Annotated in this window: 16 protein-coding genes; 7 read left to right on the top strand and 9 right to left on the bottom strand. The window is 77.0% G+C overall.

All coding sequences use genetic code 11. The annotated features are described in order from the left end of the window. The first annotated feature begins 119 nt into the window (after positions 1-119). From LPA42_RS27270 to LPA42_RS27260, 3 genes are read left to right on the top strand one after another with little or no spacing between them, the layout of a single operon-like run. Complete coding sequence (locus tag LPA42_RS27270; RefSeq protein ID WP_198956522.1) at positions 120-1,334, top strand: efflux RND transporter periplasmic adaptor subunit; 1,215 nt, start codon at positions 120-122, stop codon at positions 1,332-1,334. Beyond that, entirely contained in the window at positions 1,331-2,011 is a 681-nt protein-coding gene (locus LPA42_RS27265; protein WP_077937327.1) for an ABC transporter ATP-binding protein, read from the top strand. The genes LPA42_RS27270 and LPA42_RS27265 overlap by 4 nt, the downstream gene beginning before the upstream one ends. Next, positions 2,008-3,207 carry an ABC transporter permease gene (locus LPA42_RS27260; RefSeq protein ID WP_077937328.1) on the top strand — a complete coding sequence of 400 codons (1,200 nt, stop codon included), beginning with the start codon at positions 2,008-2,010 and terminating at the stop codon, positions 3,205-3,207. The genes LPA42_RS27265 and LPA42_RS27260 overlap by 4 nt, the downstream gene beginning before the upstream one ends. A gap of 113 nt (positions 3,208-3,320) precedes the next feature. On the opposite strand, the gene LPA42_RS27255 is transcribed toward LPA42_RS27260, so the two are convergent. The 9 genes from LPA42_RS27255 to LPA42_RS27215 all read right to left on the bottom strand — a co-directional run bounded on the left by LPA42_RS27255 (position 3,321) and on the right by LPA42_RS27215 (position 11,436). Then, entirely contained in the window at positions 3,321-3,872 is a 552-nt protein-coding gene (locus LPA42_RS27255) for a hypothetical protein (protein WP_228986950.1), read from the bottom strand. Between the two features lie 131 nt (positions 3,873-4,003). Then, positions 4,004-5,098: an allantoicase gene (gene alc / locus LPA42_RS27250; protein ID WP_228986949.1), complete on the bottom strand. Its 1,095-nt coding sequence runs from the start codon at positions 5,096-5,098 to the stop codon at positions 4,004-4,006. After that, positions 5,095-6,411, bottom strand: coding sequence for an allantoinase AllB (gene allB / locus LPA42_RS27245; protein ID WP_077937333.1), 1,317 nt, complete (start codon positions 6,409-6,411; stop codon positions 5,095-5,097). Before allB ends, alc begins: the two co-directional genes overlap by 4 nt. Then, positions 6,408-7,763: an 8-oxoguanine deaminase gene (locus tag LPA42_RS27240; RefSeq protein ID WP_077937334.1), complete on the bottom strand. Its 1,356-nt coding sequence runs from the start codon at positions 7,761-7,763 to the stop codon at positions 6,408-6,410. The genes allB and LPA42_RS27240 overlap by 4 nt, the downstream gene beginning before the upstream one ends. Positions 7,764-7,767: 4 nt before the next feature. Continuing rightward, positions 7,768-8,622: a factor-independent urate hydroxylase gene (gene pucL, locus LPA42_RS27235; protein WP_077937335.1), complete on the bottom strand. Its 855-nt coding sequence runs from the start codon at positions 8,620-8,622 to the stop codon at positions 7,768-7,770. 3 nt (positions 8,623-8,625) lie between these two features. Further along, on the bottom strand, positions 8,626-8,979 hold the full coding sequence (gene uraH / locus LPA42_RS27230) for a hydroxyisourate hydrolase (protein WP_077937336.1): 354 nt from the start codon (positions 8,977-8,979) through the stop codon (positions 8,626-8,628). Beyond that, positions 8,966-9,472, bottom strand: a complete 507-nt coding sequence (uraD, locus tag LPA42_RS27225) for a 2-oxo-4-hydroxy-4-carboxy-5-ureidoimidazoline decarboxylase (RefSeq protein WP_228986948.1) — start codon at positions 9,470-9,472, stop codon at positions 8,966-8,968. The genes uraH and uraD overlap by 14 nt, the downstream gene beginning before the upstream one ends. Before the next feature lie 184 nt (positions 9,473-9,656). Then, positions 9,657-10,766: an XdhC/CoxI family protein gene (locus LPA42_RS27220; protein ID WP_077937338.1), complete on the bottom strand. Its 1,110-nt coding sequence runs from the start codon at positions 10,764-10,766 to the stop codon at positions 9,657-9,659. Then, a complete protein-coding gene (locus LPA42_RS27215) occupies positions 10,759-11,436 on the bottom strand; it encodes an NTP transferase domain-containing protein (RefSeq protein ID WP_228986947.1) in 678 nt (225 codons plus the stop codon). Before LPA42_RS27215 ends, LPA42_RS27220 begins: the two co-directional genes overlap by 8 nt. A 333-nt stretch (positions 11,437-11,769) precedes the next feature. Here LPA42_RS27215 and LPA42_RS27210 point away from each other — a divergent pair, with 333 nt between their 5' ends. The 4 genes from LPA42_RS27210 to LPA42_RS27195 all read left to right on the top strand — a co-directional run bounded on the left by LPA42_RS27210 (position 11,770) and on the right by LPA42_RS27195 (position 17,899). Further along, the gene (locus LPA42_RS27210) at positions 11,770-12,609 is read left to right on the top strand and encodes an FAD binding domain-containing protein (RefSeq protein ID WP_228986946.1); all 840 of its coding nucleotides are present in this window, start codon (positions 11,770-11,772) and stop codon (positions 12,607-12,609) included. After that, the gene (locus tag LPA42_RS27205; RefSeq protein ID WP_077937340.1) at positions 12,606-15,341 is read left to right on the top strand and encodes a molybdopterin cofactor-binding domain-containing protein; all 2,736 of its coding nucleotides are present in this window, start codon (positions 12,606-12,608) and stop codon (positions 15,339-15,341) included. Before LPA42_RS27210 ends, LPA42_RS27205 begins: the two co-directional genes overlap by 4 nt. Before the next feature lie 43 nt (positions 15,342-15,384). Next, positions 15,385-17,052, top strand: coding sequence for a PucR family transcriptional regulator ligand-binding domain-containing protein (locus LPA42_RS27200; RefSeq protein ID WP_198956523.1), 1,668 nt, complete (start codon positions 15,385-15,387; stop codon positions 17,050-17,052). 202 nt (positions 17,053-17,254) lie between these two features. Next, positions 17,255-17,899 (top strand): hypothetical protein, encoded by a 645-nt coding sequence (locus LPA42_RS27195; protein WP_043963012.1) that lies wholly within the window; start codon positions 17,255-17,257, stop codon positions 17,897-17,899. Positions 17,900-17,967 lie beyond the last annotated feature (68 nt).

Here is a 17,967-nt window from a genome sequence, read left to right as displayed (position 1 = left end):
GTGGGTCGCGCCGCGCCCGGGCAGCCCAGGGGCGGTGCGCCGCGCGGCGCGGCGGCGGTGCGGAAAAGGTCACGCCCGGGCCTGACAGGATCCTGATATTCCCGGGCCACGATCGCGCCATGTCACTGCCCCGGACGGTGCCACCGTCGGACACCGAAACTCAGGTCATCCCGGTCGTCGGCGCGGAACCGACGCCGCGCCGCCGACGCCTGCCGAGGCTGGTGGTGCCCGCCGTCGTCCTCGCGGTGCTGGCCGTCACGGCGGGTGTCGTCTGGTTCGGCCGGGACAGCGGACGACCGCCGGCCGTCGACGAACCCGCCGGGGTGCGCAGCGTCGCGCTGGCGCGGCAGGACATGTCGATGTCGCAGTCGCTGCCGGGCACCCTCGGCTACGGCGCCGCCCGGGTGCTCAAGGGCGGCAGGGACGGCACGGTGACGTGGCTGCCCGCGCCGGGGGCGGCGGTCCGGCGCGGAAAGCAGCTCTACCGCGTCGACGACCGGCCGGTGCCGTTGTTCTACGGCGGGATGCCGCTGTACCGCCCGCTGCGTGACCTCGGCACGGTCGGTCGGGACGTGCGGATCGTCGCCGACAACCTCGAAGCCCTCGGCTACGAGATCGGCGACCAGCCGAGGCCCGGCACCCGGCTGGTCCCGTCGCCGGCTCCGTCGCCGGCCGCGTCCCGGCCGGCGGTGACGGTGGGCCGGGGCGAGGCCGTCCTGACCACCGGGCTGCGCGCGGCCGTCAAGCGCTGGCAGAACGACCTGGGGGTCCCGGCGACCGGCGCGGTCGAGCCCGGGGACGTGGCGGTGCTCGTCGGCGCGGTCCGGGTCGACTCGGTCGCCGCCCAGCCCGGGGACAGCGCGAACTCCCCGCTGATGTCGGTCACCCAGACCGCGAAGGTGGTCACCGTGCAGATGGACGTCGGTGACGCCGCCTCGGTCGAGCCGGGCGACGTGGTCGACGTGCGGCTGCCCGACGAGAGCGCGGTCGGCGGCAAGGTCGCCGCCGTCGGCCAGGCCGTGCAGGCCGCGGCGGGCGACGACCCGACGGGCGGCGGCCCGGCCAGGGTCACCGTGACGGTCACCCTGGACAAGTCCGCCGCCGTCGCCAAGATCAGTTTTGCCGACGTGCAGGTCGACTTCGTCGCCGAGACCCACAAGGACGTCCTCGTCGCGCCGGTCGGCGCGCTGCTGGCGCTCGCCGAGGGCGGCTACGCCGTCCAGGTCGAGGGCGGCGGCCTGGTCGCGGTCGAGACCGGCATGTTCGCCAAGGGCCTCGTCGAGATCAGCGGAGACGGGCTCGCCCCGGGCACGCGGGTGGTGACCACCTCGTGAGCACCGTCCTGTCCGCGCGCGACGTCAGCAGGCGCTACCCGGGCGGGGTCGACGCGCTGCGCGGGATCTGCCTCGACATCGCCGAGGGCGAACTGCTCGCCATCGTCGGGCCGTCCGGCTCCGGCAAGTCGACCCTGCTCCACCTCATGGGCACCCTCGACCGGCCCAGCTCCGGCACCATCCGGATCGCGGGGCAGGACGTCGCCGCGCTCTCCGACCGTCAGCTCTCCGCCCTGCGGGGCCGCTGGCTCGGCTTCGTCTTCCAGCAGTTCCACCTCGCCGAGGGCCTCACCGCCGCGGAGAACGTGGCCACCGGCCTGCTGTACGCCGGTGTCCCGCGCAGGCGTCGCCGGGCGCTCGCGCTCGACGCCCTCGACCGGGTCGGCCTCGCCCACCGGGTGGGCCACCGCCCGGCCCAGCTCTCCGGTGGCGAACGCCAGCGGGTCGCCATCGCCCGGGCCATCGTCAACGGACCCGCCCTGGTGCTGGCCGACGAGCCCACCGGCGCCCTCGACACCGGCACCGGGCACGCCGTCCTGCGCCTGCTGCGCAGACTCAACGAGGAGGGCACCACCATCGCCGTCATCACCCACGACAACGAGATCGCCGCCAGCCTGCCCCGCCGCGTCGAGATCCGCGACGGCCGGCTCGTGCGGGACACGGCGGCCGTCCGATGATCCGCCCCGTCCGCCTCTCCCCGCTCGACCTGCTCGACGTCGGGTTGCTAGGCATCCGTACCCGCAGGATGCGGGCCGCGTTCTCGGCCCTGGGCATCGCGATCGGCATCGCCACCACGGTCCTGGTCACCGGCGTCCCCGCCGCCAGCCAGGCGGCGCTGCTGCGCGAACTGTCCGCCCTGGGCACCAACAGCCTCCAGGTCATGGCGCAACCCGGCACGGACTCGCCACCGCAGCTGCCCGAGGAGTCCGTGGCGATGGTGCAGCGCATCGGCCCGGTCACGGTCGCGAGCGCGGTCGCCAACACCCACGCGCTGGTCCGCCGCAACGACCGCACCGACGCCCGCGACGGCTCCGGCCTGACCGTGCTCGCCGCCCGCCTCGACCTGCCGCGGGCCATCAACGCCACGGTGCGTTCCGGGCGCTGGCTCGACCCCGTCACCGAGCGGTTCCCGACCGTGGTGCTCGGCTCGGTCGCCGCCACCCGGCTCGGATTCGCGGACCTGCCCGCCACCGGCGGCCCGGCGCCGATGGTGATCATCGGCGACCGGTGGTTCACCGTCGTCGGCATCCTCGCCGCCACGCCGCTCTCCCCCGACATCGACCGCTCGGTCCTGGTCGGCTGGGAGGCGGCCCGCAGCCAGCTCCGCTTCGACGGCCATCCCACCGTCATCTACGTCCAGTGCCGGGAGTCGGCGATCGAGACCGTCCGCGCCGTCCTGCCCGCCACCGTCTCGCCGGTGCAGCCCGGCCAGGTCGTGGTGACCCGCCCGTCGGACGCCCTCGCCGCGAAGCGGGCCACCGAGGGCGCCTTCTCCGCCCTGCTCCTCGGTCTCGCCGCGGTCGCGCTGCTCGTCGGCGGCATCGGGGTGGCGAACACGATGGTGATCGCCGTGTGGGAACGCCGCACCGAGATCGGCCTGCGTCGGGCGCTGGGCGCGCACCGGGGCCAGATCCGCGCCCAGTTCCTCACCGAGTCGGCCGCGCTGGCCGCCCTCGGCGGTGTCGCCGGGACCCTGGTCGGCCTGGCCGCCACCGCCGCGTACGCGGTCCACCAGGGCTGGCCGGTCGTGGTCCCGCTGCCGGCGACGCTCGCGGGGCTCGCCGGCGCCGTCGTGGTCGGCGTCGTCGCCGGCGTCTACCCGTCGATCAGGGCCGCCCGGCTCACGCCGACCGAGGCGCTCGCCTCGTCCTGACCGTCGCGGGGAAGAAGGAGCACGCGGGGGAGGGCGGCGACCGACCGCACCGTCGCGGGCGGAGAACGACGGAGGCGCCACCCGATCGCGGGTGGCGCCTCCGGTCCGTGCGGTCACTTGCGCTTCGCGGCGACCTCACGCTCGCATTCCGGCGAGAACCGCATGCCCTTCGAGATCGACTCGGCGTCGTTCTGTTCGCCGCCGAACGACCAGCCCGGGCCGTCGGGGTTGACCTCGACGTAGCGCACGCCCTTCTCCTTGAGGCACGCCACGACGTCTCGCGCGAAGTCCCTCGCCTCCGGGTTGGCCGGGTCGAGCTCCCACGGCGGCAGCGGCAGCAGGTTCTCGCAGGCATTGTTCGCCTTCCCGATCCGGCCCGACGTGGTGCCGCCGGCCCGTTCCCGGTGGATGTCGACGCCGTGGTCGGCCATGCACTTCTCGTACGGCCTCGCGCGCGCCTTCGCGTCCTCCTCGGTGTCGTCGAGGCGCTCGCGGGGACGCTCGTCGGCCGGAGACGCCGACGGGGCGACGGAGGGCGCGTCGCTGCGCAGCGTGGCCACCTCCGGCGGCTCGGCGGTGTCGGTCTGGTCGGATCCGGTGTTCGAGCACCCCGTGCCACCGATCATGACGGCCAGGAGGAGCGCGGCCATCGGGTACTTCCTCATCGTGACGCCTTCCTGTCGGACGTTCGGCGTGACGCGGTCGCGCCGGTGCCCAGGATCGCCGCCAACTGTCAGGAAGCTGTGTGCCCGCCGCGCCCGGCCGGCGCCGGTCGGCCCGCCGCGACCGGCCGGGCTCAGCCGCCGCCGGGGCCGGCCGTCGGCGGCCGGGTGCGCCGCCAGCGGGCGACCAGGGCGTCCCGGCCGGCGGCGTCGATCCGGCCGGTCACCCGCAGCCGGGCCATCCCGCCGTCGGGGAAGATGTCCAGCCGGACGTGGGTGGCGGCGCGGGGCGCGTCGACCGGGAAGCGGTGCCGGGTGTCCGGCCGCAGCCGGGTCTCCGGCAGCAGGGGAAACCACGCCGCCGGGTCGGCGAGGTCGCCGTGGCGCTCGTCGGCGGCGCGCAGCGTGGCCCGGCCCGGGGCGTTGCCCTTGAAGTGGCTGGTGTCGAGGTCCACGAACTGCGCGACCCCCGGCACGCCCAGCCGGACCAGCACCCAGTCGTTGCCGTCGTCGCGGCGGCGGGCGGTCTCCCAGCCCTCGCCCATCACCCGGGCCGGGCCGGGGGCGAGCAGGTTCTGCGGGGCACCGTAGAACCGGTCGCTGCACGCCTGCACCCGGCCGCCGTGTTCCGTCGCGGCCAGGTCGAGCACGTCGGGCAGCAGCCGGGGGTCGGGCACCACGTCCCCGTGCACCCGCAGCCGGGCGACGCCGCCGTCGGGGAAGATGGTGAGCCGCACGTGGGTGACGTGGTGGGGCACGTCGACCGGGAAGACGTTGCGGCTGTCCCCGGCCAGCGGCGAGCGGTCGAGCAGCGGCACCCAGCGCGCCCCGGCGAGCTCGTCCGGCCCCGGGTAGCCGTCGACGGCGCACCCGTCGACGGCGGCGAACGGCGGATAGTTGCCGGTGAAGAAGCTGGTGTCGACGACCAGCAGCCGCACCACGCCCGGCAGGCCGAGCCGGACGATGGCGTGGTCGGAGCCGGGCTCGCGGCGGCGGCGGGTCTCCCAGCCGTCGTAGACCTGGCCCTTCGCGGCGAACGTGCGGGGCGAGAACGTCGGCGGCAGCGGATCGACCAGGTTGTCCGCGGCGGCGAAGAACTCGTCGTTGGCGGCGACCACGCCGCCGCCGAAGGCGCGCGACGCCAGATCGGGCAGGGCGGTCAGGTCGGTCAGGTCGGGCTGGGCGCCGTCGGCGGGGCGGGGCGGGGCCGGGTCGGGCGGGTTGCTCATGCCGCACCCGCCCGCAGCAGCCGGCCGCGCGGGGCGTCGCCGGTGACCGGTTCGCCGCGCAGCCAGGTGGCCCGCACCACCCCGGTCAGCCGCTGGCCGGCGTACGGCGTCACGGGGTGCCGGTGGTGCAGCCGGCCCGGCTCGACGCGGAAGCCCGCGTCCGCGTCGAAGGCCACCAGGTCGGCGTCGGCGCCCACCGCGATCCGTCCCTTGCCGCGCAGCCCGACCAGGTCGGCCGGGCCGGTGGCCATCCAGCGGACGACGTCGGCCAGGCCGTGCCCGCGGCGACGGGCCTGGGTCCACACCACCGGCAGGCTGAGCTGCACCGACGCGATGCCGCCCCAGGCGGCGGCGAAGTCGCCGGTGTCGGCCCGCTTCAGCTCGGGCAGGCAGGGCGAGTGGTCGCTGACCACGCAGTCCACCGTGCCGTCGGCCAGCGCCGCCCAGAGCCGGTCCTGGTTGCCCCGGTCCCGGATCGGCGGGCAGCATTTGAACTCCGTCGCGCCGTCGGGCACCTGCTCGGCGGTCAACGCGAGATAGTGCGGGCAGGTCTCCACGGTCAGCCGCACGCCGTCGGCCCGCGCCGCGACCAGCTCGGGCAGGGCCCCGGCCGACGACAGGTGCAGCACGTGCACGCGCGCGCCGGTGCGGCGGGCGGCGGCCACCACCGTGGCGACGGCGGAGCGCTCGGCCGCCGGCGGCCGGGACGCCACGAAGTCGGCGTAGCGCGGCGACGGGGGCGACTCGCGTACCGACCCCGGGTCCTCGGCGTGCACGACGAAGAGCGCGCCGACCGCCGCCAGCGCCCGCTCCAGCAGGACGGCGTCGACCGGCGGGAACTCCGGCACGCCGGAGTCGACGAGGAACGCCTTGAAGCCGAACACCCCGGCCCGGTCCAGCGCCACGAGGTCGCCGAGGTTGCCCGGCACGACGCCGCCCCAGAACCCGACGTCGACGTGGCAGCGGCCCCGCGCGGCGGCGCGCTTGGTCTCCAGCGCGGCCACGGTGACCGTCGGCGGGACGCTGTTGAGCGGCATGTCGACCAGGGTGGTGACGCCGCCGGCCGCGGCGGCCCGGGTGGCGCTGGCGAAACCCTCCCACTCGGTGCGGCCGGGCTCGTTGACGTGCACGTGCGTGTCCACCAGGCCGGGCAGCAGGGCGACATCGCCCAGGTCCTCGTCGACGACGGCGTCGAGCGGCGCGTCGTAACCGGCGAGCGCGGCGATCCGGCCGGCGGCCACGGCGACCGCCGCCGGCCGCTGCCCCTGCGGCAGCACCGCCCGGCGGGACCGCACCACCAGGTCGTAGCTCATCGGGCCCGCTCCAGCAGCCGGCGGTGCGCGCCGGTGGCCGCCAGGGCGAGGGCGTCGGCGTCGGCCGTGCGCAGCTCCGCGTCCTCGACGACGGTCCGGCCGCCGACCAGCAGCAGCGCCAGCGGCGCCGGTGGGCCGAGCACCAGCGCCGCCACCGGGTCGTCGATGCCGGCGTGGCCCAGCCCGTCGACGCGCCAGAGCGCGACGTCGGCGAGCTTGCCCACCTCCAGCGAGCCGATCTCGTCGGCGCGGCCGAGGCACCGTGCCCCGCCCATGGTGCCCAGGGCGAGGGCCTGCCGGGCGGTCAGCGCAGCCGGGCCGCCGCGCAGCCGGGCCGCGTACAGCGCCTGGCGCAGCTCCGCGCCGAGCTGGCCGGCCTCCTGGGAGGCCGCGCCGTCGACGCCGAGGCCCACCGGCACCCCGGCGGCGAGCAGGTCCGGCACGCGGGCGGTGCCCGCGCCGAGGCGGGCGTTCGAGCTGGGGCAGTGCGCCACCGCCGTGCCGGTGGCGGCCAGCTTCGCCACCGCCGGGTCGTCCAGGTGTACGCCGTGGGCCAGCCACACGTCGTCGCCGAGCCAGTCGAGCTGTTCGGCGTACTCGACCGGGGTGCAGCCGTGGGTGGCGCGGCAGTATTCCTCCTCCTCGACGGTCTCCGCGAGGTGGGTGTGCAGCCGGACCCCCCGCCGCCGGGCCAGCGCGGCGGACTCCCGCATCAGGGTGCCGGTGACCGAGAACGGCGAGCACGGGGCCACGGAGACGCGCAGCATCGAGCCGGGGGACGGGTCGTGGTGGCGGTCGATGGCGGCCTCGGTGGCCAGCAGCGCCGCCTCGGTCTCCTCCACCAGCGAGTCCGGGGGCAGGCCGCCCGCCGACCGGCCGAGGTCCATCGACCCCCGGCACGGCTGGAAGCGCAGCCCGATCCGCCGGGCGGCCTCGATCTCGGCGGCCAGCGGGTCGTCGCGGCCCGGGGGGAACACGTAGTGGTGGTCGGTGCTGGTGGTGCAGCCGGACAGGGCGAGCCAGCCCAGCCCGGCGGCCGACGCCGCGTGGACGATGTCGGCGTCCAGGTGCGCCCAGACGGGATAGAGGGTGGTGAGCCAGCCGAACAGGTCCGACTGCTGGGCCAGCCCCCGGGTCACCCACTGGTAGAGGTGGTGGTGGGTGTTGACCAGGCCCGGGGTGGCCAGGCAACCGGTGCCGTCGATCCGGCGGGCCGACGGGTCCACCGGCCCGGCCGGCCCGGCCCCGACGGCGGCGATCCGCCCGTCGTCGCCGATCACCACGTGCCCGGCGCGGTGCTCGCTGCCGGCGGCGTCGACCGTGGCGACGGCGCAGTTGTCGATGACGATCACGGCGTCACCAGTCGCCGTCGGCCGGGGCGACGCCGTCGCGGCCGACGGTGCCCTCGATCACCCCGTACGGCTGGTCGGTGGCGACGAAGACGGCGTTGGGGTTGTCCAGCCCGAACGGCGACAGGTCGACCGGGATGTGGTGCCGGTTGGGCAGCGACAGCCGGATCTCCGCCACCTCCGGCCTGGCCTCCAGCACCCGGCGGCCCATCGCGTACAGGGTCTGCTGCAACGACCTGCTGTACGTCTCGACGAACGCGGCGACCAACGCCTCGCGCACCTGCCGGTGGGCGGCGTCCCAGTCGGCGTCGGCGTCGAGGTGCCGCCAGCGGGCGTCCACGGCGGTGGCCAGGATCCGGTCGGTGGTCTCCGGCAGCGTCGTGTACTCGTCGCGCACGAAGCCGTGGAACTCGGAGTTCGTGGTGTTCAACAGCACCAGGTCGGTCAGGCCCGACACGACCCGGGCGGTCTCGCCGTCGTAGGTGGCCGTCGCGGTGCGGGTCTCCGCGCCGCCGCGCTGGAAGGAGTGCTGCCCGAGCCGCTGCCAGCCGAACTCCCGCACCGCCACCTCGGCACGCCGGACGGCCGGCTGGCTGTGCACGAAGTGCCGGGCCAGCAGGAGCGCGAACGCCTCGGGGGAGGCGACGCCGTGTTTACGGGCGAACGCGTACACCGTGTTCTTCTGCGAGTCGGTCGGCAGCACCTGGCTGTTGTCGCCGGTGAGATGGGTGGCGGCCAGGTCGCCGGCGAGGGCGGTCCGCACGTCGAGGTCCCGCAGCGTGTGCCGGTCGCCGTCGCGGACCACGTGGACCACGCGCACCTGGGCCTTGCCGTACCGGTTGGGCCCCAGCACGATTCCCATCTGTCAACTCCCTCGGTAGGTGGTGTAGCCGAACGGGCTGAGCAGCAGCGGCAGGTGCAGGTGCGCCGCGGGGTCGCCGACGGCGAAGGTGAGCACCACCTCCGGGAAGAAGGGATCCGGCCCGAGGTGCCCGTCGAGGCCGAAGACGAGCCGGTACCGGCCGACCCTCCACTGTGCCGCCGGCACCCAGTCGCGCAGCCGGCCGTCGGCGTCGGTGCGGCCGGCGGCGACCTGCCGCCACCGCGCGCCGTCGAGCCGGTCGAGCCGGACGCCGATGCCCGGCGCGGGCGCGCCGACGACCGTGTCCAGCACGTGCGTGGACAGCGGCGCGGTCGCCCCCGCGTCAGGCCGGCCCATCGAGCAGCTTCCTGATCCGCAGCGCGGCGATCTTCGCCAGTTCCCCGCGTACCACCTCCCGTTCGGTGGCCTCGTCGTGCGCCAGCCGGTCCCGGGCGGCGGCGAGCAGCTCCGCGTCGCTGCGGCCGGCGGCGCAGACCAGGAACAGGTGCCCGAAGCGGCGCTCGTACGCCTCGTTGGCCTCGGCGATGTCGGCCCGGCTCCGGGCGGACGCTGCGTCCAGGCCGGACTGTTCCCCGCGCGACCAGCCGTCCTCCCGGCGCTGCCCCGCCGGGCGCTGGCCGATGCGCGGGTGGGCGGCGAGCGCCTGCGCGACCTCCGGCCAGGTCAGCCCCGCGCTGGCGGCGTGCGCCGCGGCCAGCAGCGCGGCCAGGTCCGGGTACGGCCGCCCGGCCGCGACCTCGCGGGCCCAGCGGGGCACGGCGCAGCAGGCCAGCAGATCGTCCTCGGCCCGCTGCGCGGCGAGCGCGTTGAACTCCTCGATCCGTGTCACCGGTCGCCTCCCCTGGCCCGCCCGTCGCAGGAGCAGTCAAACAGGCCGACCGGTGGGGTCGACAGCGCCGCGACGACCAAAACCGCCGGACTTCCCGGCACCGCCGTTGTACGTTCGTCCAGCGCCCGCCGGGCCCGACCACGCTCAGCCGCAGCCGCAGCCGCAGCCGCAGCGAGCGGGCGCGTCAGCCGTGGATGCGGCCGGTGGCGTCGCGCAGCCGGCCGCCCGCGCGGCCGTGCCGCACCGCGACGAGTTCCGCGGCGATGCTGACCGCGACCTCGGCGGCGTCGCGGCCCCCCACGTCCAGGCCCACGGGGGAACTGAGCCGGGCCAGCGCCGCCTCGGTGACGCCGGCCGCGCGGAGCCGGCCGAGCCGGTCGTGGTGGGTCCGCCGGGAGCCCAGCGCCCCGACGAAGCCCAGCGGGAGGTCGAGGGCCAGCCGCAGCACCGGGACGTCGAACCGGGGGTCGTGGGTGAGCACGCACACGGCGGTGCGCCCGTCCAGCCGCCCCGCCTCGGCCTCGGCCGCGAGGTAGCGGTGCGGCCAGTCGACCACCACCTCCCGGGCCTGCGGGAAGCGGCGCGCGGTGGCGAAGACCGGGCGGGCGTCGCAGACGGTGACCCGGTAGCCGAGGACGACGCCGATGCGGGCCAGCTCGGCCGCCACGTCGATCGCGCCGCACACGATCAACCGGGGCGGCGGGGGATAGGAACGCACCAGCACCCGCACCCGCCCCGCCGCGCCGGGACCGGCGGGCGGCAGCCGCACCGGCCCGCTGCGACCCTCGGCCAGCAGCCGGCGGCCGGCGGCCAGCGCCGCCTCGTCCAACCGGGGGTCGCCGAGGCTGCCGTGGTGGCCGTCCGGCCCGGCGACCATCCGCCGGCCGAGCCGCCCCGGCGGCCCCTGCACGCAGGTCAGCACCGCCACCGCCGTGCCCGCGCGGACGGCACCGGCCAGCACCGGCAGCTCCGCGAAGCCGGCGCGGTCGACCCGCTCGACGTACACCTCGATGGTTCCCCCGCAGGTCAGGCCCGCCGCGAACGCGTCGGCGCCGGCCACCCCGAAGCGCAGCAGCGCGGGCCGCCCGGTGCGCACGGCCTGGCGACAGGCGTCGTGCAGCGCGGCCTCGACGCAGCCGCCGGAGACGCTGCCGGTGACCGAGCCGTCCGGGCCGACCAGCATCGCGGTGCCGGCCGGGTGGGGCGCGCTGCGCCAGGTCTCGACGACGGTGGCCAGGCCGACGGCGTCGCCGTCGGCGCAGCGGCGCACCAGCTCGGCGAGCACCTCATCCACGGTCGGGCCACCCGTCGTCGGCGGACCCGGTGGCGGGGGGCGGCGTGGCGGTGGCGGACCCGGTGGCGGCGGGGCCGGCGGGCGGGACGTCGAGGTCGGCGTCGTCGGCCACGTCGGCGCACGGCACGATCCGCACCCGGTCGAGCCGTTGCCGCAGGTAGCCGCCCGCGCCGCTGTCACCGACGGCGCAGGCGCACACGCCGGGCCAATGCTCCCGGCCCAGCAGCACCGGATGACCCCGGCGGCCCGGCCCGTAGCCGGCCGTGGCCAGGCACGCCGGGGTGGCGCCGGCCGCGACCCGCCGCACCGCCTCGGCGGAGACCCCCGGCATGTCGACCAGCAGCACCACCACGGCCACCGCGTCGGTGCCGGCCAGCGCCCGCAGCCCCACCCGCAGCGAGGAGCCCAGCCCGGTGGCCCACCGGGGGTTGCCCACCACCCGGGCGGCGGAGAGGTCGGCGTCGGCGCGGACCCGGTCGGCCGCGGCGCCGAGCACCACCAGCGCCGGCGAGCAGCCGGCCCCGACGAGGGTACGCACCGCGCGTTCCACCAGCAGCGAGCCGCGGTGGTGCACGAGCGCCTTGGGCCTGCCGTAGCGGCGGCCGGCGCCGGCGGCGAGCACCAGCCCGGCGACGGCGGGGGGTGAACCGGGGGTACGGGACAGCTGCACGACGTCTCCCTCGCGCCGGGTGGAGCGCCCACGCCTGCCGATGCCCGCGCCGGGCCACCGGCGGTCCCGGCGCGGCCCGGACGGGCGTCGACCGGCCCACCATGCGGAGCGGGCCGGGAGGCTGTCAAGGGTGTCCGCCCCGGTCCCGGCGACACCCGCCCCGGTTTGGAGCTTCGTCCAACCGGGACGGTCCCGCCCCCGGCGGCGTTGTCGCCGGCGCGCATTGTCGGGCCGGCGGCCGGGTTGCTTGGATTCCCCTCAACGGCCACCGCCGCCGGCCCGCCCGCACCCCGGGCACCTCGGCCGGCGGCATCCGCCCCCAACGAAAGCGCGATGCCTGTGGACCTGTTCACCGTGCAGGACGTGATCGCCGCGGACGCCGACGCGTGGCGGGAGGGCGACCGCTGGCTCGGCGGCGGCACCCACCTCTTCGCGCAGCCGCAACCGCAGGTCCGCCGGCTGCGCGACCTCACCACCCTGGCCTGGCCCCCGCTGCGGGTCAGCCCCGACCCCGGCGAGCCGGGCCTCGACGTCGCCGCGACCTGCACCGTCGCCGAGCTGTCCCGGTACGCACCGCCGCCGTGCTGGCCGTCGCTGGGCCCGCTGATCCGGGACTGCTGCGACGCGTTCCTCGCCTCGTTCAAGGTGTGGAACGTCGCGACGGTCGGCGGCAACCTCTGCGCGGCGCTGCCGGCCGGGCCGATGATCTCGCTGGTCACCGCCGCCGCGGGGAGCTGCCTGATCCGGGACCTGGCCGGGCGGCAACGGCGCGTGCCGGCGACCGAGCTGGTCCGCGACGTGGGCGTCACGGTGCTGCGCCCGGACGAGTACCTGCACACGATCCGCCTGCCCGCGCGGGTGCTGGGCGGCCGGTTCGCGCTGCGGCGGGCGTCGCTGCACCCGCTCGGCCGTTCGGCGGCGCTCGTCGTCGGCCACCGGGACTCCGACACCGGGGCGTTCACCCTCACCGTGACCGCCGCCACCCGGCGTCCGGTCGGCGTCGCCCTGCCCGGCCCGCCCCGGCCGGGTGAGCTGGCGGAGCTGCTGGACGCCCGGATCCCCGCCGCGGACTGGTACGACGACGTGCACGGCCTGCCGGCGTGGCGGCGGCGGATGACCCTGCGGCTGGCCGAGCAGGTCCGCGCCGAGCTGGCACGGGTGACGGCGCCGTGAGCGTACGGGTCAACGGCCAGCCGTGCGCCGTCGCGCCGACCGGCGGCCAGTGCCTGCGCGGCTACCTGCGGGAACAGGGCTGGTTCGGGGTGAAGAAGGGCTGCGACACCGGCGACTGCGGGGCGTGCACGGTGCACGTCGACGGCGTGCCGGTGCACAGTTGCCTCTATCCGGCCGTGCGGGCCGTCGGCCGTGAGGTGACCACCATCGAGGGCGTCGCCGCGGTGCCCGGCGGGGCCGAGACGCAACGGCGGTTCCTCGACGCCCAGGGCTTCCAGTGCGGCTTCTGCACCGCCGGGTTCATCATGACCGCCGTCGCCCTCGACGAGGCGCAGCGCGCCGACCTGCCCGCCGCCCTGAAGGGCAACCTGTGCCGGTGCACCGGGTACCGGTCGATCGCCGACGCGCTGCACGGCGTCCGCACCACCGAGGACGCGGCACCGGGCGGGGCGGTCGGCCGCAACCTGCCGGCCCCGGCCGGGCCCGACATCGTCACCGGCGCGGCCCGGTTCACCGCCGACGTCTCGGTGCCCGGCCTGGCCCACGTCCGGCTGGTCCGCTCCCCGCTGCCGCACGCCCGGATCGTCGACGTCGACGCGAGCGCGGCCCTGGCCGTGCCCGGCGTGCTCGCCGTGCTCACCCACCGGGACGCCCCGGCGGCGCTCTTCTCCACCGCCCAGCACGAGAACGCCGACGACGACCCGGCCGACACCCGGGTCCTCGACGACGTGGTCCGGCACGTCGGGCAGCGGGTCGCCGCCGTCGTCGCCGAGACCGAGGCCGCCGCCGAGCAGGGCTGCGCCCTGGTCCGCGTCGACTACCGGCCGCTGCCCGCCGTCACCGACCCCGAGCGGGCGATGCGGGCGGGCGCGCCGGCGATCCACGGCGACAAGGGCGCGCGGTCGCGGATCGCCCGACCGGCCGGCAACGTGGCCGCCGAGCTGCACGGCGAGTGCGGCGACGTCGCCGCCGGGTTCGCCGCCGCCGACGTGGTGTACGAGGAGACGTTCCGCACCCAGCGGGTGCAGCACGCGCACCTGGAGACGCACTGCGCCATCGTGTCGTTCGACCCGGACGGGCGGATCGTCGTGCGCAGCAGCACCCAGACGCCGTTCCTCACCCGGCGGGCCCTCGCCCGCATCTTCGACCTGCCGGCCGAGCGGATCCGGGTGGTCGCCGGCCGGGTCGGCGGCGGCTTCGGCGGTAAGCAGGAGATGCTGGTCGAGGACGTGGCGCTGCTCGCCGCCCTGCGCACCGGGCGGCCGGTGAAGCTGGAGTTCACCCGGGCCGAGCAGTTCACGGCCGCCACCACCCGGCACCCGTTCACCGTCCGGGTCCGCGTCGGCGGCCGGCGCGACGGGACGCTGACCGCGCTGCGGCTGCGGGTGGTCTCGGACACCGGCGCGTACGGCAACCACGGCCCGGGGGTGCTCTTCCACGGCTGCGCGGAGTCGGTGGCCGTCTACCGGTGTCCCGCCACGCGCATCGACGCCTTCGCGGTCTACACCAACACCGTCCCGGCCGGGGCCTTCCGGGGGTACGGCCTCGGCCAGGTCTCCTTCGCCGTCGAGTCGGCCGTCGACGAGCTGGCCCGCCGGCTGGGCGTCGCGCCGGAGGAGTTCCGCGCCCGCAACGTCGTCCGCGACGGCGACGACCTGGTCACCCCGGCCGGCCACGCGGCCGACCTCGCGATCCGCAGCTACGGCCTCGACCAGTGCCTCGACGTCGTCCGCTCGGCGGCGGCGCGGCCGGGCACCGGGCCCGACGCGCCGGCCGGATGGCTGGTCGGCGAGGGATCGGCGTTGGCCATGATCGCCACCGGGCCGCCGGGGGGACACCACGGTCGCGCCCGGCTGAGCCTCACCCCGGCCGGCGGCTACCAGCTCGACGTGGGGACGGCCGAGTTCGGCAACGGCTCCACCACCGTCCACCGGCAGATCGCCGCCGACGTGCTGGAGACCACGGTGGACCGGATCCGGGTCCGGCAGTCGGACACGGCGCTGGTCGGGCACGACACCGGCGCGTTCGCCTCCACCGCCACGACGGTGGCCGGCACCGCCGTGCTCCGGGCGGCCACCGCGCTGCGCGCGCTGCTGCTCGACCTCGCGGCCGGGGCCCGCCCCGGCGCCGACCCCGCCGGCCTGCGGCTGGGCCCCGACGCCGTCCACGGCGGCGGCGCGCCGCTGCCCCTGGCCGACCTGCACCGGCTGGCCGCCGCCCGGGGCACCCCGCCGACCGCCACCGGGCACGCCGACGGTGCCGAGCGGTCGGTGGCGTTCAACGTCCACTGGTTCCGCATCGCCGTCGACCCCGAGACCGGCGAGATCACAGTGCTGCGCAGCGTGCACGCCGCGGACGCCGGCACGGTGCTGAACCCGATGCAGTGCCGCGCCCAGGTCGAGGGGGGCGTGGCGCAGGCGCTCGGCGCCACCCTCGCCGAGCACGTCCGCCTCGACGCCGGGGGCCGGGTGACCACCACCGGCTTCCGCGACTACCACCTGCCGACCTTCGCCGACGTGCCGCGTACGGAGGTGCACTTCGCGCGGACCGCCGACCCGGTGGGGCCGGCCGGGGCGAAGTCGATGAGCGAGAGCCCGTTCAACCCGGTCGCCGCGGCCATGGCCAACGCGTTGCGCGACGCGACCGGGGTCCGCTTCACCGACCTGCCGTTCACCCGCGACCGGGTCTGGCACCGTCTTTCCGGTGCGGACGGCCGCCACGTTCCGCCGTGAACCGCGAGGATCGGACACGTAACCGAAACCTCACCGTCCTACCGTGTGCCGATCGGGTTCCTCGACGACGGGGATGACGATGCTGCTGCGCGACGCGCTGGCCCTACCGGCCCTCAGGCTGACCCTGCTCACCGGCGGCGACGGGCTGGACCGCCCGGTCACCCAGGTCTTCGTCACCGACCTGCCCGACCCCCGCCGCTACCTCCGCGGCGGGGAGGTGGTGCTCACCGGCCTGATGTGGCGGCGGGGGGCCACGGACGCCGAGACCTTCGTCCGGTCCTGCGCCACGGCCCGGGTCACCGCGATCGGCGCCGGTCACGCGGCCCTCGGCCGGGTGCCGGCCGACCTGGTCGAGGCGTGCCGCCGGCACGGCGTGCCCCTGTTCGAGGTCCCGGTGGAGGTGTCCTTCCGCGAGGTCATCGAGGCGTTCGCGCCGTCGGTGTGGAAGCAGCGGGCGACCGGGCTGGCCACCATGCTCGGCCGGCAGCGGGGGGTGGTCGCCGCGATGGCCGCGGGGGCCCGGCTGCCCGACCTGCTCCCGGCCATCGCCGCCGACCTGGGCGTACGCTGCTGGTTGCTCTCGCCCGCCGGCCGGCTGATCGCCGGCACCGCCCCGCTGCCGGCCCCGGCCGCCCGGGAGCTGTGCACCGCCTTCCTGACGGCCACCCGGCTGCCGACGACCACCCGGGTCGACGGGGCCCGCGTGTCGGTCACCGCGATCACCGGGTCCCCGGAGCACCGGATGGCGTCCTGGCTGCTCGCCTGCGCCCCGGCCGGCGCGCACGTGCCGGACGGGGCGCACCGCCCGGCCGGGGCGCTCCCGCCGGCCGGGCCGGAGCCTGGCGGGGACGACGTGCTGGCCGAGCTGGTCGACGTGGTCGCCCTGGAACGGACCCAGGCCGACGAGGCCGAGCGGGTCGAGCAGCGCCTGGCCGACCAGGTGGGGCGGGCGCTGGCCGGCGACGGCGACGAGGCCGACCTGCGGGCCCGGTTGCGGGCCTGCGGGCTGGCGCCGGACCGGGGCTTCGTCGCGCTGGCCGCGACCCTGACCGGCCTGCGGACGCCCCCGGCGCTGGCCCTGGCGGTGCTGCGCGAGACGATCCGCACCACGGGACTGCCGGCGGCCGTGACGGCGGCGCTGCCCGGTGACGCGCCCGACGGGACCCTGCTGGCGGTGGTGGGCGACGCCGCGTCCGGGCCGACCGCCGCGAGCGTGGCCGGCGCGTTCCGCGACGCCCTCGACGTCCTGGCGGCCGGGCTGGGCACCGGGCGTCTCTCGGTCGGGATCAGCACCGCCGGCCGGGCCGCCACGGCGCTGCCGGGTCTCGTGCAGGAGGCCACCCACGCCCTGCGCGCGGCGGCGGCCCGACCCGGGCCGGTGGCCGTGGTCCGCTCCGACGAGGTGGCCTCCCATCTGATGCTGCTCGCCGGGGTGCCGGCCGACACCCAGCGGGCCTTCCGGGCCCGGCTGCTGGACCCGCTGACCGGCTACGACCGGCAGCACGGCACGGAGCTGGTGCACACCCTGAACGCGTTCCTGTCCGCCAACGGCGCCTGGCGGCGGTGCGCCGAGTCGCTGCACGTGCACGTCAACACCCTGCGGTACCGGATCGGTCAGATCGAGCGGCTCACCGGCCGCGACCTCGACCGGTTCGCCGACCGGGTGGACCTCTTCCTGGCCCTGCGGCTGGGCGGGCCGTCCGGTTCCTGACCCCGGCGGCCGGAGCCGACCGACCGGTGCGCCGCGCGGGCGGCGGCCACCCGCGCGGCCGCAGACGTACCTCGATGGGATCTGCTGAAACCTGCGGCCCGCCTCGCGCGTCATCAGATCGAGTCGAGCGAGGACCGGCAGCCGGCAGGGCTGGCCGGTCTCGGCCGGGGCCTCGGGGAGCCGGGGCAGTGGGGAGGTAACGGTGTTGGTGCGTAGGTGGCTCGCCGGGGCGGGCCTGGCGGTGTTGACCGGTGCCGCCGCGACGCTCTACGGCGCGCTGTCCGCGTCCGCGGGCGACACCGCGCCGGCCGGGGTGGCGCCGGCACCGGTGGCGGCGGGGGTGGCACCGCCCGGTGCCGCGGCCCCGGCGGCACCGGCGGCGCGGGCGAGCACGGACCCGGTCCTGTCGGGCAAGCGCCGGGTCACCATCGTCCGGGTGGGGTCGTTCGAGTCGGGGCTTTCCCTGCTCGACGGCGGGCGGCTGGCCGAGGTGGACGACGACCGTGGCCGGCAGGTCTTCGTGCCGACCCCGCTGGGCGCGGGGGAGTACCTGATCAAGGCGTACTACGGCGGCGGCACCGGAAAGCCGGTCTGCTGGCAGGCGCGCAACCCGAACAACGGCCAGCCGCTGTACGTCGCCGGCGCCACCTGCCGGGCGGACGACCCGGCGCAGCGGTTCGCCATCGCGCCCGCCCCCGGCGGCGGGGCGCGCGAGTACCTGGTCAGCAACCGGTGGGCGTACCTGCGCGACTCGGCGCGGTCCGGGCTGATCCTGGAGGAGCTGGGCGACGCCCCGCCGGTCAGCAGCTTCCGGTTCAACGACACGGGGCCCGCCCCGCGCCGGTGACCCCCCGTCGGCGGCCCGGCCGGCAGTTCCCCCGCCGGGCCGCCGACGTCACCCGGGAGGACCCCATT

It is taken from the genome of Micromonospora sp. DH13, from assembly GCF_020873825.1.
GTDB classification, from domain to species: domain Bacteria; phylum Actinomycetota; class Actinomycetes; order Mycobacteriales; family Micromonosporaceae; genus Micromonospora; species Micromonospora haikouensis.
This window is presented reverse-complemented; position numbering and strand designations above follow the sequence as displayed.

Excerpts from the sequence above, each read along its gene's own strand:
- LPA42_RS27255 (WP_228986950.1), bottom strand. The coding sequence starts at position 3,872 with ATGAGGAAGTACCCGATGGCCGCGCTCCTCCTGGCCGTCATGATCGGT.
- pucL (WP_077937335.1), bottom strand. The coding sequence starts at position 8,622 with ATGGGAATCGTGCTGGGGCCCAACCGGTACGGCAAGGCCCAGGTGCGC.
- LPA42_RS27270 (WP_198956522.1), top strand. The coding sequence starts at position 120 with ATGTCACTGCCCCGGACGGTGCCACCGTCGGACACCGAAACTCAGGTC.
- uraH (WP_077937336.1), bottom strand. The coding sequence starts at position 8,979 with ATGGGCCGGCCTGACGCGGGGGCGACCGCGCCGCTGTCCACGCACGTG.
- LPA42_RS27260 (WP_077937328.1), top strand. The coding sequence starts at position 2,008 with ATGATCCGCCCCGTCCGCCTCTCCCCGCTCGACCTGCTCGACGTCGGG.
- LPA42_RS27210 (WP_228986946.1), top strand. The coding sequence starts at position 11,770 with ATGCCTGTGGACCTGTTCACCGTGCAGGACGTGATCGCCGCGGACGCC.
- alc (WP_228986949.1), bottom strand. The coding sequence starts at position 5,098 with ATGAGCAACCCGCCCGACCCGGCCCCGCCCCGCCCCGCCGACGGCGCC.
- allB (WP_077937333.1), bottom strand. The coding sequence starts at position 6,411 with ATGAGCTACGACCTGGTGGTGCGGTCCCGCCGGGCGGTGCTGCCGCAG.